Source organism: Ideonella flava, from assembly GCF_051857595.1.
GTDB lineage: Bacteria > Pseudomonadota > Gammaproteobacteria > Burkholderiales > Burkholderiaceae_C > Ideonella.
Genome location: NZ_JBPZHD010000017.1, coordinates 131,824 through 149,476 on the forward strand (window position 1 = coordinate 131,824; position 17,653 = coordinate 149,476).

The 17,653-nt window shown below is 69.5% G+C and carries 13 protein-coding genes; 6 read left to right on the top strand and 7 right to left on the bottom strand.

Going from position 1 to position 17,653, the window contains the following annotated elements; genetic code table 11:
• The first annotated feature begins 120 nt into the window (after nt 1-120).
• Together ACS5PM_RS30400 and ACS5PM_RS30405 are read left to right on the top strand one after the other, a co-directional pair.
• Entirely contained in the window at nt 121-492 is a 372-nt protein-coding gene (locus tag ACS5PM_RS30400) for a VOC family protein (RefSeq protein ID WP_439391782.1), read from the top strand.
• A gap of 124 nt (nt 493-616) precedes the next feature.
• The gene (locus ACS5PM_RS30405) at nt 617-1,552 is read left to right on the top strand and encodes a Tim44 domain-containing protein (protein WP_439391783.1); all 936 of its coding nucleotides are present in this window, start codon (nt 617-619) and stop codon (nt 1,550-1,552) included.
• Nucleotides 1,553-1,579: 27 nt separating this feature from the next.
• Here ACS5PM_RS30405 and ACS5PM_RS30410 read toward each other — a convergent pair whose 3' ends face one another.
• The gene (locus ACS5PM_RS30410) at nt 1,580-2,485 is read right to left on the bottom strand and encodes a LysR family transcriptional regulator (RefSeq protein ID WP_439391785.1); all 906 of its coding nucleotides are present in this window, start codon (nt 2,483-2,485) and stop codon (nt 1,580-1,582) included.
• Between the two features lie 125 nt (nt 2,486-2,610).
• On the opposite strand from ACS5PM_RS30410, the gene aspA reads away from it, so the two are divergent.
• The 4 genes from aspA to ACS5PM_RS30430 all read left to right on the top strand — a co-directional run bounded on the left by aspA (nt 2,611) and on the right by ACS5PM_RS30430 (nt 8,294).
• Nucleotides 2,611-4,023, top strand: a complete 1,413-nt coding sequence (aspA, locus tag ACS5PM_RS30415; protein ID WP_439391786.1) for an aspartate ammonia-lyase — start codon at nt 2,611-2,613, stop codon at nt 4,021-4,023.
• Nucleotides 4,024-4,114: 91 nt separating this feature from the next.
• On the top strand, nt 4,115-5,428 hold the full coding sequence (locus tag ACS5PM_RS30420; RefSeq protein WP_439391787.1) for a dicarboxylate/amino acid:cation symporter: 1,314 nt from the start codon (nt 4,115-4,117) through the stop codon (nt 5,426-5,428).
• Between the two features lie 34 nt (nt 5,429-5,462).
• Entirely contained in the window at nt 5,463-6,920 is a 1,458-nt protein-coding gene (cuyB, locus tag ACS5PM_RS30425; protein ID WP_439391788.1) for a cysteate racemase, read from the top strand.
• Between the two features lie 126 nt (nt 6,921-7,046).
• Nucleotides 7,047-8,294 carry an MFS transporter gene (locus ACS5PM_RS30430; protein ID WP_439391789.1) on the top strand — a complete coding sequence of 416 codons (1,248 nt, stop codon included), beginning with the start codon at nt 7,047-7,049 and terminating at the stop codon, nt 8,292-8,294.
• 7 nt (nt 8,295-8,301) lie between these two features.
• Here the strand turns inward: ACS5PM_RS30430 and ACS5PM_RS30435 are convergent, their stop codons facing one another.
• The 6 genes from ACS5PM_RS30435 to ACS5PM_RS30460 all read right to left on the bottom strand — a co-directional run bounded on the left by ACS5PM_RS30435 (nt 8,302) and on the right by ACS5PM_RS30460 (nt 17,638).
• On the bottom strand, nt 8,302-9,489 hold the full coding sequence (locus tag ACS5PM_RS30435; protein ID WP_439391790.1) for a hypothetical protein: 1,188 nt from the start codon (nt 9,487-9,489) through the stop codon (nt 8,302-8,304).
• Between the two features lie 72 nt (nt 9,490-9,561).
• Nucleotides 9,562-10,821 carry a DEAD/DEAH box helicase gene (locus ACS5PM_RS30440; RefSeq protein WP_439391791.1) on the bottom strand — a complete coding sequence of 420 codons (1,260 nt, stop codon included), beginning with the start codon at nt 10,819-10,821 and terminating at the stop codon, nt 9,562-9,564.
• Nucleotides 10,818-12,248, bottom strand: coding sequence for an ATP-dependent RNA helicase DbpA (dbpA, locus tag ACS5PM_RS30445; RefSeq protein ID WP_439391792.1), 1,431 nt, complete (start codon nt 12,246-12,248; stop codon nt 10,818-10,820). Before dbpA ends, ACS5PM_RS30440 begins: the two co-directional genes overlap by 4 nt.
• A gap of 40 nt (nt 12,249-12,288) precedes the next feature.
• Nucleotides 12,289-15,036 carry a response regulator gene (locus ACS5PM_RS30450; protein WP_439391794.1) on the bottom strand — a complete coding sequence of 916 codons (2,748 nt, stop codon included), beginning with the start codon at nt 15,034-15,036 and terminating at the stop codon, nt 12,289-12,291.
• A gap of 1 nt (nt 15,037) precedes the next feature.
• Nucleotides 15,038-16,027, bottom strand: a complete 990-nt coding sequence (locus tag ACS5PM_RS30455) for a substrate-binding domain-containing protein (protein ID WP_439391796.1) — start codon at nt 16,025-16,027, stop codon at nt 15,038-15,040.
• Between the two features lie 102 nt (nt 16,028-16,129).
• Nucleotides 16,130-17,638 (bottom strand): DUF6519 domain-containing protein, encoded by a 1,509-nt coding sequence (locus ACS5PM_RS30460; protein ID WP_439391797.1) that lies wholly within the window; start codon nt 17,636-17,638, stop codon nt 16,130-16,132.
• Nucleotides 17,639-17,653 lie beyond the last annotated feature (15 nt).

The window sequence follows — 17,653 nt, forward strand, 5'->3', positions numbered from 1 at the left end:
TCGACATCACCCTGATACAGGTGAGACGCGCGGAAGACTCCCGAAGCCGCAGCAGGCAGCGACACTGCCGCCGTCTTCCACCCGCGGCCGCGCGCCGGCCTGCACCCATCAGGAGAACCCATGTTTGACCACGTCAAGTTCGGCGTCGGCGACTACGCCGCGAGCAAGGCCTTCTATCTCAAGGCGCTCGAGCCGCTCGGCGTGACGGTGGTCTCGGAAGGGGCGCCGAGCTACGGTGTCGAGCTCAGCCCCCCGGAAGGCAAGGTTTCGCTGTGCCTGTTCCAGACCGAAGAGAAGCCAGCGCATCTGCACATCGCCTTCTTGGCGGAGAGTCGCGCGCAAGTCGATGCCTTCTACCGCGCGGCCCTGGAGGCGGGCGGCCAGGACAACGGTGCGCCCGGTCTGCGGCCGCACTACCACGCGAACTACTACGCCGCCTTCGTCATCGACCCGGACGGGCACAACATCGAAGCGGTCTGCCACCGCGCCTAGCCTTCATCGGATCATTCCCGCTGCAAGGCTGCCAAGAAGTTGTCTGCCAGGCGCTCTTCACCTATTGCCCTTTTCGTGTTCTCCCCCATATGAGGGGCGTCGCCCCGTGCAATGAAAGTGCAGCATGAACCGAATCCTGATCACCCTGTGTGTGGCCCTGGCCGGGCTGAGTTTCGTGGCCGCCGACGCCCAGGCCGGCCGCCTCGGGGGTGGCCGCACCTCGGGCATGCAGCGCCAGGCCCCGCCGCCACAACCCGCCCAGGCTGTTCCGGCCAAGCCGGCCGCGACACCCGGCACCCCGGCCGCGGGCGCCGCCGCCGTACCGGCCACCCCGCCGAAGCGTTCGTGGCTGGGCCCGATGGCCGGCATTGCGGCCGGTTTGGGCCTGGCCGCCTTGATGAGCCACCTCGGATTGGGCGCCGAGTTCGGCAGCCTGCTCACCATGGTGCTGTTCGCGGTGGCGGGTGTTTTCCTGGTGCGATTCCTGCTGCGGCGATTCGGGCCCGGCGCGGTGAACCGCAACACCCTGTCGGCCCCTCAGGGCTTGCAGTACGCCGGGGCTGAGTTCGCGGGCGCCCCCTCCCGGCCGGCGAGTACGCCAGCGTTCGGTTCGGGCGGCACCGCTCAGGGGGGCTCCCAGACGAACCTTGCGATGACACCCGCGGTCGCGTCCATCAGCCTGCCTCCGGGCTTCGATGGCCCGGCCTTCGAACGCATCGCCAAGCTCATCTTCATCCGGATGCAGGCCGCCAACGACGCCGGCAACCTGGACGATCTGCGCCAGTTCGCCACGCCCGAGATGTTCGCCACCTTCAGGCTCGAGTTGCAGGACCGCAAGGGGATGGCCCAGCAGACCGACGTCGTGCAGCTCGATGCGCAGGTGCTGGACTTCGCTCAAGAAGCCGACCGCCAGATCGTCAGCGTGCGGTTCCACGGGCTGATCCGCGAAGAGAAAGAGGCGTCGGCAGCACCGTTCGATGAGGTCTGGCACCTCGTCAAGCCCGTCGACGGCAGCCGCGAATGGGCCATCGCGGGGATTGCGCAGACCGCCTTGGCCTGACGGACCCAGATTCATCCCGGCGGCCGCTCACTTCCTGGCGAGCAGCTGCTCCCAGATCCGCTCGACCATGTCGTTGCCGCGATCGGCCGAGCGGTACAGCCGCACCTCCAGTTCGCAGGACCATCGGGATGAGCCGGCCGCCACCAGGCGCCCCTCCTTGACCTCGCGCGTGGTCGAGGTCTGGGGCAGCCATCCGAGTCCGTGCCCGGCCACCACCATGGCCTTGAGGGCCTCGGCCATGTGGGTGTCGAAGCGCCTCGTCAGGTGGAACGGCTCGCCGGCATTGAGCAGGATCATCTCGACGACCTGGCCGAGGTAGGCCCCGGACGAATAGGACAGGAACGGCACGACATCGCCGGCCCGGCCGGGCAGCTTGAACCTCGGCGCCCCGCTGGGCAGCGGCGCGGAGAACGGCGCCATGCGTTCGGTCGACAGCGTCAGGTGAGGGAAGCGCTTCGAATCCAGCAGCACCGGCAGCTGCGGGTGGTGATAGACGAGCAGCAGGTCGGTTGCACCCTCGGTGAGGGCCAGCGCGCCGTCGGCGACGTTGACCGCATTGACGTGGGCCAGGACGTCGCCGAGCCCAGCACGCAGCTCGTTGAGCCACTGCGGGAAGAAGGTCACCGACAGCGTGTGCGCGACGGAGAAGCGAATGAGGCTCTCGGCCACCGCCGTCTGCCCCCGCAGCATGGCGCGCATGTCGTAGGTGCGACGCAGCATGTCGATGGCGAATTCGCGAAAGATCCGGCCCGACGCGGTCAGCTGGACGCGCGCTCCACCGCGGCGATCGACGAGCTCGACGCCCAGCCATTCCTCCAGGGCTTGGATGTGGCGGCTGAAGGTCGGCTGGGAGACGTTGCGGCGCTCCGCCGCCCTGGCGAATCCCTTCGCGTCGGCCAGGCTGAGGAAATCCTCTATCCATCTGATCTGCATGCTGGGCCTCCGGTCTGATCCGGAAAATCATCGCGAATCATGCGAATTGTGAATCAACACATTGGATTCACGGGGTGCGACCGTAGTATCCATGCACTTTTCGCAAACAGCGTACGCGAGGCAGCATGGCAGGCACACGAATCGAACACGACCTTCTCGGCGACCGGGAGGTGCCCGGCAACGCCTACTACGGCGTCCACACGCTGCGTGCGGTGGAAAACTTCCCCATCAGCGGGATCCAGGTCTCGGCCTATCCGGACCTGGTCAATGCGCTGGCTGCCATCAAGCAGGCGGCGGCCCGCACGAACCAGGAGCTGGGGCTGCTCAGCCCCCGGCTCGCCGAGGCGATCGAGCGTGCTTGCGAGGAGGTGCGCAACGGCCGTGCACACGACCAGTTCGTGGTCGACGTCATCCAGGGCGGCGCCGGCACTTCGACCAACATGAACGCCAACGAGGTGATCGCGAACCTCGCCCTGGAGCTGCTCGGGCACGAGAAGGGCCGCTACGACGAGCTGCACCCGAACGAGCACGTGAACATGAGCCAGAGCACCAACGACGTCTATCCGACGGCGCTGAAGGTCGCTGGCTATGTGGGCGTGCAAGGCCTGATCGAGGCGATGCAGGTGCTGCGCACGGCGTTCCACGAGAAGGCGGTGGAGTTCGCCGACGTGCTGAAGATGGGCCGCACGCAGTTGCAGGACGCGGTGCCCATGACCGTGGGCCAGGAGTTCTCGACCTATGTCGTGATGCTGGACGAGGACATCCTGCGCTTGCGCGAGGCCTCGCAACTCATCCTCGAGATCAACCTCGGCGCCACGGCCATAGGCACGGGCATCAACGCCCATCCCGACTACGCCAAGAAGGTGTGCGAGCACCTCGGGCGCATCACCGGCATCGGCTTCCTGACCGCGCCCAACCTGGTGGAGGCCACGCAGGATTGCGGCGCTTTCGTGCAGCTGTCGGGCGTGCTCAAGCGCGTGGCGGTCAAGGTCTCCAAGGTCTGCAACGACCTGCGGCTGCTGTCCTCGGGGCCGCGTGCCGGCCTGGGCGAGATCAACCTGCCGCCGATGCAGGCCGGCTCTTCGATCATGCCCGGCAAGGTGAACCCGGTGATCCCCGAGGTCGTGAACCAGGTGGCCTTCGAGGTCATAGGCAACGACCTGACGATCACCTTCGCCGCCGAGGCGGGGCAGCTGCAGCTCAACGCCTTCGAGCCGATCATCGCGCACAGCCTGTTCAAGAGCGTGAGCCACCTGCGCGCGGCGCTGCTCACGCTGGCCGAACGCTGCGTGCGCGGCATCACCGTCAACCGCGAGGCCCTGCGCCACAGCGTGCAGAGCTCGATCGGCCTCGTGACCGCCCTGAACCCGTACATCGGCTACGTCAATGCGACGCTGATCGCGCAGGAGGCGCTCGTCACCGGCGCCAGCGTCTACGACCTGGTGATCCAGAAGCAGCTGCTGACGGCGCAACAGCTCGACCAGATCCTGCAGCCCGAGGTGCTCACGCAGCCGCGCGTGCAACTGAGCCTGCAGTAGTCGGCCACTTGCAGGGGCCGAAGAGCCCTTCCCAGGACGGCGCCGGCCTGGCGCCCCCCTTTCGCTCGCCCGCCGGGCATGGAGACAAACCGTGAAACTCAACAAACTGACCACCTGGATAGGGGTCGCGCTGGTGCTCGGCATCGGCGCGGGCTACGTCTGCCACTCGATCGCGCCCGATGCGGCCTCGGCCAAGGAGATCGGCAGCTACTTCAGCGCCGCGGCAGACATCTTCCTGCGCCTGGTGAAGATGATCATCGCGCCCCTGGTGTTCGCGACGCTGGTGAGCGGCATCGTGGGCATGTCCGACGGCAAGAGCGTGGGGCGAATCGGCGGGCGGGCGATGGGCTGGTTCGTGAGCGCGTCGCTCGTCTCGCTGTTCCTCGGCCTGATGTGGGCCAACCTGCTGGAGCCGGGCAAGGCCATGAACCTGCCGCTGCCCGACGCGCATGCGGCCACCCACCTCAAGACCTCGTCGCTGAACTTCAAGGACTTCATCGTCAACGTCTTCCCCAAGAGCGTGTTCGATGCGATGGCGTCCAACGCGGTGCTGCAGATCGTGGTGTTCTCGCTGTTCTTCGGCTTCGCGCTGCGGGCGGTGCGGGATCGAGCGGGCGAGGCCATGGTGTCGGCGATCGACGGCCTGGTGCACGTCATGATCAAGGTGACCGACTACGTCATGCTGTTCGCGCCTATCGGCGTGTTCGCGGCGATCGCGGCGGCCATCACCGTGCAGGGGCTCGGCGTGCTGGGCACCTTCGCCCGGTTCATCGGCAGCTTCTACGTGGGGCTGTCTTCGCTGTGGCTCGTCCTCGTGCTGGCCGGCTACTTCGTGCTCAAGGGGCGCGTGTTCCGCCTGCTCGGCCTGGTGAAGGAGCCGACCCTGATCGCCTTCTCGACCGCCAGCAGCGAAGCGGCCTATCCCAAGACGATGGAGCAGCTCGAGAAGTTCGGCGTCAAGAGCGAGGTCACCGGCTTCGTGCTGCCGCTGGGCTATGCCTTCAACCTGGACGGCTCGATGATGTACCAGGCCTTCGCGGTGCTCTTCGTCGCCCAGGCCTACGGGGTCGACATGTCCTTCGCCACGCAGGTCTCGCTGCTGCTGTTCCTGATGATCAGCAGCAAGGGCATGGCGGGCGTCTCGCGGGCCTCGCTCGTGGTGGTCGCCGCAACGCTGCCGATGTTCGGCCTGCCCGAAGCCGGCCTGCTGCTGATCATGGGCGTGGACGTGTTCCTGGACATGGGCCGCACGGCGACGAACGTCATCGGCAACAGCCTGGCCACCTCGGTCATCGCCAAGTGGGAGGGCAAGCTGGCCGGTGAAGGGCAGACGCACGAGCCGCCGGCCGCCCCGAGTGCCGTGGAGGTACCGGGCCGCCTTCGCGCCCTGGAGCCGGCGGCCTGACGCGCCCGCGGCTTCGCACCTGAAGGATCGCGTCTTGCAGTTCACCAACCCGCCCTGCCGCTTCGGCATCGTCGGCGGCCTGGGCACGCTGGGCCCGGCCGACCTGTTCTTCAAGCTGGCGCAGGCCTTGCCTGCCGTGCCGGGCGAGGGCCAGACCGGCCTGGTCTTCGAACAGCGGCCGTTTCACGAGGGGCTCGAGCCCGGCGCGGCCCATGCGTCTCAGAGCGGGCGCAAGCTGTACGTGTTCGACCTGCTGCGCAGCTACGAGGCGCGCGGCGCGCAGGCAGTGCTGCTGCCGTGCTTCTTGAGCCACACCTTCCTGGCCGAACTGCAGGCCGAGGTGAAGATCCCCGTCGTCGACATGATGGCCGCGGTCAAGAGCGACATCGAGCGCCGGCACCCCGGCGCGAGGCGCATCGGGGTGCTGACCTCCAACCATGTCCGCGCGCAGCGGCTGTTCGAGCGCTACTTCGAGGTGCCGCGATGGCAGCTCGTCTACCCGGGCGAGCAGGCGCAGCAGGACTGCGTGATGGCGGCGATCTACGGGCCCGAGGGCCTCAAGGCGGGGCAGCTGAGCGCCGACTCGGTGGAACTCCTGGCGAGCGCTTGCCGCGACCTCGCGCAGCAGGGTGTAGACCTCATCGTGCCGGGCTTCGCGGAGATCCCGGCGGTGATCGAGGCGCTGCGCAGCCGGGGCTTCCAGCTGATCGACACGAACCAGGCGTATGTGCGTGCTGCGCTGTCGCACAACCGCGCGGAGCCGGGTCCGATCAAGCTGGGCGTCGTGGGCGGCGTCGGGCCGGCGGCCACGGTGGATTTCCTCGGCAAGCTGGTGAAGAACACGCTGGCCGGCAAGGACCAGGACCACATCAAGGTGGTGGTGGAGCAGAACCCGCAGATCCCGGACCGCACCGCCCACCTGGTGGGCGATGGAGCGGATCCGACGGTGTCGCTGTACTCGACGTGCAAGCGGCTGGAGGCGGCGGATGCGGCGCTGATCGCCATCCCGTGCAACACGGCGCACGCCTTCGTCGAACGCATCCAGCCCTACCTCTCGATCCCGATCATCAGCATGCTCGAGACGACGGCCGGGCACCTGCGCGAGCACCTGGCGCCCTCCGCGAAGGTGGGGCTGCTGGCGACGACGGGGACAGTGCAGAGCGGCCTGTATGCCGAAGCCCTCGCGCGCGTCGGCTTGGACCTCGTGGTGCCCGACGCCGACCATCAGGCGCTGGTGATGTCGGCCATCTACGGGCCGGCGGGCGTGAAGGCCGGCTTCACGTCGGGACCGTGTGCGTCGCAGTTGCAGGCCGCCCTGGTTCACCTGGCCGATCGCGGGGCGCAGGCCGTCATCCTGGGCTGCACGGAGCTGCCGCTGGTCGTGGCGGCGAACGAAGCGCTGGAGCTTGGTGGCCGCCAGGTCCGCGTCGTCGACCCGACCGAGCTCCTGGCCCGCCGATGCGTCAGCCTCGCGCTCGCGTCGCCTGCGTGATCGATCGTCACCGCATCCTTGGGGGCAGATCGCTTCGGGCGTGAAAAAGGGCGCCATGATGCGGGCGGCTGTCGAGACAAGCGCCCCCGAATCGATTCAAGGCGCGTCCTCTTCTGAAAGGCCTGAATGCTCCTGGACATCGGCCCGTTGCGCCACAACACCGCCTTCCGGCGCTTGTTCGCGAGTCAGTTCATCTCGGGCCTGGGCACCATGGTCAGCTACGTGGCCGTGCCCTGGCAGCTCTATGAGCTGACGCACTCCAACGCGCAGGTGGGCCTGCTGGGGCTGGTGCAGCTCGTGCCGGTGGTCCTTTGCGGGCTGCTGGGCGGCGCGGTGGCGGATCGGGTGGATCGCAAGCGGCTGCTGATCGCGTCCGAGGCGCTGATGGCCCTGTGCCTGGCCGGCCTGCTGGCCAATGCGTTGAGCTCCGCGCCCAGCGTGCTGGCGATCTACGCGCTCGTGGCCGTGCTGCAGGGGGCCAGCGGCTTCCACCGTCCGGCCCTGGAGGCCCTGACGCAGAAGCTGGCGCGTCCCGAGGAGTTCGCCGCCGTCGCCGCGCTGTCCTCGGTGCGTGGCACGGTGGGCATGGTGGCCGGCCCGGCGCTGGCGGGGCTGCTGCTGGCGCGCTGGGGCGCGGTGGGTGCCTATGTCTTCGACTTCTGCACCTTTGCCGCGGCGCTGTTCTTCATCGCTCGAATCCCCCGCTCCGCCGTCGGAACGCTGGCTGAATCGGGCGAGCGCCCGCACCTGCTGGCCGACCTGGCCGAGGGCTTGCGCTTTGCCTGGGCGCGGCCCGAGTTGATGGGCACCTACATCGTCGACATCGTCGCGATGGCCTTCGCCTTCCCGGTGGCCCTGTTCCCGGCCATGGCCGCGGCGGATGGGCGCACCGAGTCGGTGGGCTGGCTGCTGTCGGCGATGTCGGTCGGGGCCCTGGCCATCGGCCTGTTCAGTGGATGGACCGGCCGCGTCACGCGCCACGGCCGCGCCGTCGTCATCGCGGCGGCCGTCTGGGCGCTCGGCATCGTCGCGCTCGGCTTCGCGCCCAGCCTGGCGCTGGGCCTCGCGTGCCTGGCCGTGGCCGGTGCGGCCGACATGGTCAGCGGCGTGTTCCGCGGCACGATCTGGAACCAGACCATCCCCAACGCGCTGCGCGGCCGGCTCGCCGGCATCGAGATGATCAGCTACCTGACCGGCCCGCTCGTCGGCAACGCGCGCGCCGGCTTCATGGCCGATGCCTGGGGCGTGTCGGCCGCCATCTGGACAGGCGGCGCGATCTGCCTCGCCGGGGTCATCGCCACGGGCTTCGCCCTGCCGCGCTTCTGGGCCTATCGCAGCACCCAGGAGCGAGCGACCGAAGCCGTGGCGGCGTAAAGACCCTTCAGAGCGACTTCAGGTACTGCTCGAGATCCGCGACCTCCTCGGCGTTCAGGCCCAGGCTGCGTCTCGTGTTGTAGACCTCGACGACATCGGCGAGCGTCGCTGCCGAACCGTCGTGCAGGTACGGCGGGTGCTGCCAGGCGCCCTTCAGCGGGGAGGTTCGGTACATCTTGGTCGCCGACCGGGCGGCATAGCTCGGCGTCTCGGGCTCGGCGACCGAGTCCGACGGCGGATGCAGCTTCTGGTTGGCATCCGTGAAGAGCGTGCCGCTGTGGCAGGTCATGCATTGCGCCTGGCCTTCGAAGAGCAGCTTGCCTCGCGCTGCCGCGGCCGTGTCGAAGCTGCCGGCCGGGGCCGCGGGCGCGGCGAGCGACAACTGATAGGCCTGCAGCGCAGGCAGCTTGCTGCTGACCAGGTCCTGGGCTCCGTTGGTGATGGTCAGCGACAACCTCTGATCGGAGAAGGTCCCCAGCCCGCCCATCTGCGTCACGGCGACATAGCGGTTCCAGTACGCGATCTCGTCACCGTCCCCGGTGAAGGTGATCTTGTGGATGTCGGCCAGGCCATAGGCGGGCGGGATGACGACCGGCTTGCTCAGCCCGTCGACGTTGAACCGGGGGTCGTACCTGCCCTTGCCCCAGGAGTTGAAGACGGCCTTCTCGGCGTCGGTGAGTGCGGGCGACAGGGCGATGATCGCGCCCGGGTCCAGGTCCCGGTTCGGCCAGCCGTCCAGCCGCTTGCCCATGCCTGCGGCGAAGGAGTTGTCGACCGTCGAGTGGCACAGCGCGCAGGTGATGCCGACCCGCTTGAGTTGGTCGACGTTGTTCACCGTCTCGACCTCGCCCTTCATCCCGACGATGGCGTTCAGCTTCAACAACGCGACGGTCGTCGCCGGGCTGGTGAGGTCGACGCTGCCGTCCGTTATGCCGTCCTTCAGGGACTGAGGCAGCGCATCCGCATCGACCTTCAAGCCGACCGCCAGCGCGGTCGTCGGGTCGACCGAGGTGGCGATGACCTCGTGCATCCTCAAGGTGTCGGTCCACTTGGCTTCGTCGCCGAAGGTGTCGAAGCGGAAGATGTCCTTGCCCTGGGCGATCAGCGCCTGCCGATCCTCATCGTCGTCATCGCCTCCGCAGGCGGTCGCCATCACCGCCAGCACGCCCCACATTGCCGCCAGCACGGGTTTCATGTCTGCACTCCTTGCCATGGTGTCGAGGCATGGATGGCACGAGACCCGATCCTGTTCCGCCCCGGCCGGGGCTCAGGCCTTTCCCGCCGCGGCGGCTTCCCGCAGCTTGTCCTTCTTGCTCTTGCGACGGCCCTTGATGCCGCCTTCCGGCGGCGACGCGGGCAGGGCGGCTTCCCCCGGCTCGAAGCCTGCGACCCGTTCGCGGGGCACGCGCTGGCCCTGGCGCTTCTCGATCAGCCGGAAGTGCGCTTCGCTCGCCGCGGTGACGAAGCTCACGGCCAGGCCGGTGGCGCCGGCGCGGCCGGTGCGGCCTATGCGGTGGGTGTAGTCGGTCGGCGAACGAGGCAGGTCGTAGTTGACGACCACCGGCAGGCCGGGGATATGCAGGCCGCGGGCGGCCATGTCGGTGGCCAGCACGACGCGCAGGGCGCCGCTGTTCAGCTCGGCGAGCACGCGGGTGCGCGCACCCTGGCTCAGGTCGCCATGGAACGCAGCGGCCGCCAGGCCGGCGCGGCGCAGCTTGTCGGCCACGTGCTCGCTGGCGTAGCGCGTCGCCACGAACACCAGCACGCGCGGCCACTGGCCCTGCTCGATCATGTGCCTCAACAACGGCGTGCGCTGCGCCGTGTCCACCTCCACCGCGTGTTGCTCGATGGCGGGCGGCTCGTCGCCGGGCGTGGCGGGCATCTCCACGCGGACGGGATCGTGCAGCAGGCCGTCCGCCAGCTGCTGCACCGCCGGCGGGAAGGTGGCCGAGAAGAACAGGCTCTGCCGGCGTGGGGGCAGCAACGCCGTGAGGCGGGCGAGCTCCTCGGCAAAGCCTTCGTCCAGCAGGCGGTCCGCCTCGTCGAGCACCAGCAGGTTGACGTCGTCCAGCTTGACCGCGTTTCGCTCGACCAGGTCGAGCAGGCGCCCCGGCGTGGCCACGACCACCTCGGCCCCGCCGCGCAAGCCCATCATCTGCGGGTTCACCGAGACGCCACCGAAGACGACGGCCACCTTCACCGGATCGGCCAGGTGGACGGCCAGGGCGCGGATCGTCTCGCCGACCTGCGCGGCGAGCTCGCGCGTGGGCACGAGCACCAGCGCGTAGGTGCGGCGCCACGCAGGGCGCCAGGTGTCGAGGGCCTGCAGCAAGGGCAACGCGAAGGCGGCCGTCTTGCCGGAGCCGGTCTGGGCGCAGCCGACGATGTCGCGGCCCTCCAGTGCGAGCGGGATGGCCGCGGACTGGATGGGCGTCGGCGCGACATACCCGCGCTGCGATGCCGCGCGCACCAGGGCCGCGGACAGGCCGAGCTCGGCGAACGGTGAACTGGCAGCCGGCAGCTTCACAGGCGGCGCACCTTCACCGAGCGCCCCTTCACCTTGCCGGCGTTCAGCCCGCGCAAGGCCTTCTCGGCCACGTCCGGCCGCACGGCCACGTAGGTCGCGAAGTCGTTGACGTCGATCTTGCCTATGCAGGCAGCATCCAGGCCGAGGTCCTTGGTGAGCGCGCCAAGGACGTCGCCCTTGCGGATCTTTTCCTTGCGGCCGCCGAGGATCTGCAGCGTGACCATGGGCGGGCGCAAGGGCCCGCGCGAGGCGTCGTCCTTGGAGGCGGCGGCCTTCAGCTCGGCCAGCGGATGCCAGACGCTTTCGCGGCCCTGCATCTCGTCGATGCGGCCGACGCGACCCATCTCGTCCATGCTGGCCAGGCTGAAGGCCTGGCCGGATTCGCCGGCACGCCCGGTGCGGCCCACACGGTGGGTGTGCACCTGCGCTTCGGGCGTGATGTCGACGTTGATCACGGCTTCGAGGCGCGCGATGTCGAGGCCGCGCGCGGCCACGTCGGTGGCCACCAGCACGCTGCAGCTGCGGTTGGCGAACTGCACCAGCACCTGGTCGCGGTCACGCTGGTCGAGGTCGCCGTGCAGCTCCAGCGCCACGATGCCCTCGGCCTGCAGCACCGCCACCAGGTCCCGGCACTGCTGCTTGGTGTTGCAGAAGGCCAGCGTGCTTTCCGGGCGGAAGTGGTTCAGCAGCAGGCCCACCGCGTGCAGGCGTTCGTCTTCCTGCACCTGGTAGAAGCGTTGCTCGATCTGGCGGGCGTCGTGGCGCTCGGCCAGCTTCACCTCCTGCGGGTCGCGCAGGTAGCGCGCCGCGAGCTTGGCCACGTCGTCGGGGTAGGTGGCGGAGAACAGCAGGGTCTGGCGTTGCGTCGGCGGCGGGCAGTGCTGCGCGATGGCGGCGATGTCGTCGGCGAAGCCCATGTCCAGCATGCGATCGGCTTCATCGAGAACGAAGGTGTTGAGGGCGTCCAGCGCGAGCGATTCGCGCGTCAGGTGGTCGAGGATGCGACCCGGCGTGCCGACCACCACGTGGGCGCCATGGGCCAGGCTGGCGAGCTGCGGGCGCATGGTGGCGCCGCCGCACAGCGTGAGCACCTTGATGTTGTCCTCGGCGCTGGCGAGGCGGCGGATCTCCTGCGAGACCTGCTCGGCCAACTCGCGCGTGGGGCACAGCACCAGCGCCTGCACCGCGAAGCGCCGCGGGTTGAGGTTCGCCAGCAGCGGCAGCGTGAAGGCGGCGGTCTTGCCGCTGCCGGTCTTGGCCTGGGCGATCAGGTCCTTGCCGGCCAGCGCCAGCGGCAGGCTGGCCGCCTGGATGGGGGTCATGTGCTCGTAGCCCAGGCGCTGGAGGTTGGCCAGGACGTGGTCGGCGAGGGGGAGGGTCGAGAAAGCGGGGCCGGTCAGGGGCGCGCCGGCAGGAGATGCGGTCATCCCCCGATTGTCGGTCCCCGGCCCGTGCGGTCGACCAGCCTCATCGCGACAGCGCCGCCGGCGTGACCGGCGCCTTGCGGATCCAGCGGGCCAGAGTAGCGAACAGCTCGTCCACGCGGATGGGCTTGGCGATGTGGTCGTTCATGCCGGCTTCGATGACCTTCTCGCGGTCGCCCACCATGGCGTTGGCGGTCATCGCGATCACCGGCAGGTCGCGGCCGTGGGGCAGCTGGCGCAGCGCCCGCGTGGCCGCATAGCCATCCATCACCGGCATCTGGCAGTCCATCAGCACCAGGTCGAAGGTGTCGTGCTCCAGCAGGTCGAGGGCCTGCCGGCCGTTGTCGGCGGTGGTCAGCACGATGCCCGCGTCGCCCAGCAGGTCGCTGGCCAGTTCCTGGTTGATCGGGTTGTCCTCGACGAGCAGGACGCGCGCCCCGGCCAGGCTGCGGCGGTGGGCGTTGAGCGACTCCTCGTGGCGTTCGGCACGCGGGGACAGCCGGCCCGGCAGTTGCAGCGCGCCGAGGAAGCTGTCGAGCAGCGTCGACGGCGTCACCGGCTTGGTCAGCGTGGCGGCGGCGCTGAGGTGCTCGGCGGTCAGGCGGCGCGCCACCTCGTCGCGGCTGAAAGCGGTCAGCATCAGCACGGCCGGCAGCGGGTGATGAAGCTCCACATGCGACAACCTCGCCAGGCAGCCGACCCCATCCAGGACCGGCATCTTCCAGTCCAGCAGCAGCAGCTGGAACGGCCGGTCCTGGGCATCGGCCTGGGCGATCGCCTGCAATGCCGCGTCGCCGTTGGGCACCGCCACCGGGCGCAGGCCCATGGCGCTGGTCATGCGCACCAGCAGCTCGCGGGCGACGTCGTTGTCGTCGGCGATCAGCACCCGCATGCCGCGCAGGTCCTCGACACGCTCGGGCGGCATCGCCGGCGACGCCTGTGGCCGCAGCCCCAGGCGGGCAGTGAAGCGGAAGCGGCTGCCGCGGCCCGGCTCGCTGTCCAGCTCGATCTCGCCGCCCATCATGTGCACCAGGTGGCTGCTGATGGCCAGGCCCAGGCCGGTGCCGCCGTAGCGCCGGCTGGTCGAGGAGTCGGCCTGCGAGAAGGGCTGGAACAGGCGCTGCTGCTGCTCGGGCGAGATGCCGATGCCGCTGTCGCTCACCTCGAAGCTCAGCAGCACGTCGTCGGGGTTGCGCTGCACTTCCTCCACCGCGACCACGATCTCGCCGTGGTCGGTGAACTTCACCGCGTTGTTGCCGAGGTTGAGCAGCACCTGGCCGAGGCGCATCGGGTCGCCCACGAGCGCCGTGGGCAGGTTTGCCGCGAGCTCGAAGACCAGCTCCAGCCCCTTGTCCTCGGCTTTCATGCCGATCTGGGTGGCCAGGTCGTCCAGCACGTCGGCTAGGTCGAAAGGCACGTTTTCCATGTCGAGGTGTCCTGCCTCGATCTTCGAGAAATCGAGGATGTCGTTGATGATGCCCAGCAGCGATTCGGCCGAGCGGTGGACCTTCTGCACATAGTTGAACTGCTGCGGGCTCAGGCCGCTCTGCAGCGCCAGGTGCGACATGCCGAGGATGGCATTCATCGGCGTGCGGATCTCGTGGCTCATGTTGGCGAGGAAGTCGCTCTTGGCCCGGTTGGACACCTCGGCCTCGTGGCGCGCCTGCCGGTCCGCCTCGGCCTGCTTGCGCTCGGTGATGTCGACGACGAAGGCGACGCCGCGGTTGCGCGAATCGGCGAGGAAGGCCGCGCCTATGAGCACCGGCACCAGGCTGCCGTCCTTGCGGATGTAGTGCTTCTCGTAGGTCTGGCAACGGCCGCTGAGCTCGAGCTGCTCGCGCGCGATGCGGTCGGCCTGAGCGTCCTCCGGCGGCGTCAGGCGCGCCCAGTTGACCTGGCCGGCGTCGAAGTCCTCTCGGTTGTAGCCGACGATCTCCAGGAAGGCCTCGTTGGCCTGCTGGATCTCGCCCGACAGGTCCCAGAAGAACACGCCGATGATGCTGGATTCGACCAGCCGGCGCAGCCCGGCCTCGCTGGCCTGCAGCGCCTGCCGGGCCTCGTGCTGCTCGCGCGTGCGCTGCTCTATGCGTTCGCCCATGACATTGATGCCGTGCTGCAGCCGGCCGATCTCGTCGTTCGCCTCGATGGCGGGCATGCGCACGCCGATCTCGCCCTGCTCGATGCGGTTCACGCAGCGCTGGGCGACCTCCAGGCGCCGCGTCAGCCAGCGGCCGAACAGGCTGACGGCGATCGCGTTCAGGCACAGCGCCGCGAAGGTGATCCCGCCTATGGACCGCATGAGCCTGAACATGGCGGAATGGATCTCGTTGCGCGACACCGCCACGCCCACCAGCCAGTCGATGGGTCGCAGGGTGTGGAAGACGGACATGCGCGGATCGCCGCGGTAGTCGTACTCCAGCGAACCCGTCCCGCGGCGGATCATCTCGTCGACGAAGTCATATCCGACCCGGTCGCCCATCGCGTAGCGCGGGTGGTAGACGATGCGGTTGTCGTTCTTCTCGACGATGAACAGGCTGGCCGAAGCGAAGCCTTCGTGCTGGCGCAGCCGCTCCAGCTGCGCCGCGGCCTCCTTGCTGGCGGCGACCACGCCCGAGCGGTTGAGCTGCTGGCGGATGGCCTGCGTGGCCGTCTGCAGCTCCAGCTGCATCGCGCGCTCGTAGGACCGGCGCTCCGAGGCCTCGATGAAGAACAGCGTGGCCCCCAGCACCGCTGCAGTCATGACGAGGATGACGGCCAGCGACAACAGGTTCAGGCGTGTCGCGATCTTCACGTCAGAACCTGAACTGGTCGACGTTGTCCTTCGTGAAGACCAGCACCGGCAGGGTCACCTGCAGGCTGGTCGCGTCCTGGCGCGGCGTGAAGCTGCCGAGCGTGCCGGCCTTGAACGGCTGGCCGGCCTTCATGCCGCCCAGCAGCAGCTGGCGCGCGCTGTAGACGGTGAGGTAGCCGTGGTCAGGCGCGTTCCACAGCAGCACGCTCCTGACGGTGCCGTCCTTCAGGAACTCGCGCATCTGGTTGGGCGTGGAGTTGCCGACCACCGCGATCTTGCCGACCCGGCCGGCGTCCCGCACCGCCCGCGCCACGCCCGGCAGGTTGGGCGCGCCGAGGGCGACGATGGCCTTGAGGCTGGGCAGCGAGGCGAGGTAGTCCTGGGCGATGCGATGGGCCTCCTCGGTGCTTTCGCCGGCCGGGCGCACGTCGACGATGCGAAGGCCGGGATACTTCGCGTAGATCGTGCGCTTCATGGCGTCTATCCAGCTGGTCTGGTTGGGCGCGGTGAAGCTGGTGGTGACGATCGCGATGTCGCCCTTGGGGCCGATCTCCTTCGCCACGGCCTCGACGAGCTGGCTGCCGAAGGCCTCGAAATCGACCAGGTTGACGAAGAACTCGCGGCGGTTGGTGTCGCCGTCCCAGCTGATGACGTGGATGCCGGCCTTCTGCGCCTTCTCGATCACCGGCGCGATCTCGACCGGGTCGTTGGCGGCCACGGCGATGAGGTCGGGCCTGGTGGGGATGAGCCGTTCGATGAGCTCGATCTGCCGCTCGACCTGGTCCTGCGCGGGGCCGGTCCAGGTGACGGCGACATCCGGCAGCTCCTTGGCCGCCGCGTCGATGCCGGTCTTGACGGCGTCGTAGTAGGCGATGCCGACCAGCTTGGGGATGATCACGATGCGCCAGGTGCGCTGGGCTCGCACGGGCAGGGCGGCCAACGAAGGCAGCAGCGCGGCGGATAGTACGAGCGTCCTGCGCAGTCTCGACATGCTTCGCCCCAGGGGCCGCTGCATGATGCGCCAACCGGCCGCCTTGTCAATCAAGGGCCTGCCCGGGGGCTAGGGGGAGGAGAGAAGTTCGAGCCGCCCGCCTCAACGCTCCTTGGGCCGACGCTTGGCGTGCCGGGTCGCTCCGGCGGCGGCCACCGCCTGGCGGGGCGCTGCCGCCACGCGCCGCGCGCCCGGCCGCAGGGCCACACGATCGCGCGCGGGCGGCTCGGGCAGCACACAGTCCACCTGGGCCAGGCTCAGGCAGCGCCGGCAGGCCCGGCTCAGGGCCGGCGCGCCGTCGGCATTCACGCCCAGCAGGCCCAGCGGCGCATAGGCGTGCAGGATGCCCAGCGGCGGCTGGAACGCCCCGTCGGTGCCGCGCGGCGGCCATTCGATGCCCTGCGTCGCCACGCGCGCCGGGATCAGCCAGTAGTCGCCGCTGCGGTAGCGGCCGCCGGCCTCGAAGGCGACCTGGAGGCCGTCCTCCAGGTCCAGCCACGTCAGGGGGCTGCCGGCGGATTCGACGACCGGCACGGCACCTTCGTCGAGCGCCACCAGGTCGCTGCTGCGCTGGTCCCAGCGCCGCAGCCGGGGATGGACGAGGGTCTCGGACCAGGCCGGCAGCACGCCGCCCGGCACGCTCGCCATGTCGACGACGAGGTGATCGCCTTCGACCGTGGCGATGCGCACCAGTGTCCCCGGTTCGTTGGACAGCTCCAGCGCGTCGTGCGAGAGCTCGACCCAGTCGCCCGCGCCGAAGCCGCGGCTGCTGGCGACCGTCAGCGCGACGGCGTCGCCCTGCGAATCCGTGCCGAGCCAGCGCGTGGCCACGCTGCCGTTCTCGCGCGACCACTTGAAGCTCGCGCCGCCGGGCGCTCCGGCCGCGCCGCCGCGGTGCACCTCGACCCGGTACAGGTGGTTCTCGGCACCCCGGTAGGCCGCGCCAGGCGAGACGATGCAGGGGTCGCTGTAGGCCGCGCGCGGGTCGAGTTGCGCGGCCAGGCGGGCCGTGCCCAGGCGGGGCAGCGAATCCATCGGCGTGCCGCAGGTGTCGCGGTTGTCGTTCGGGTCGCCCCAGGCCTCCCGGTCCCACGGCAGCGCCTTGACCTGCCACACGACCTGCGCGCGGGTGCAGGTGTCCGGCCCGCCCAGTGCCACTTCGCGGATGGCGTCGTCCTCGATCCAGCTCACGTGGCGCTCCCACACGTCGAGGTAGAGCCAGAACGGCTGGTCGGGCGAGGGCTGGCGCAGCCAGGCCAGCAGGGCGTCGCCGCCCTCGTTGTTCACAGGCGGCGCGGGCGTCCAGTCCGGCTGCTGGGCGTAGTCGACCCAGTCCTCGTTCTCGCACAGGATGCCGTCGACGTAGTAGTGGCCGGGGCCCACCAGCAGCGCGGTCGGGCTGGCGCCGGTGTCCAGGCTGAGCGAGAAGCCGCCGTCGGGCGGGCCGCCGGCGGGTCCGAAGAGGTCGCGCGTCAGCGCCCGCAGATGGCGCAGCAGCAGGGCCGAGGCCTCGTTGCTGTCGGCATCCAGGGTGACGCGGCCTTGCTGGTGCAGCACCTGGCTGTAGTGCTTGCGGGCATCGATGCCGAAGCGGGTGAAGTCGCCTTTCATGGCCGGGTCTCCCTT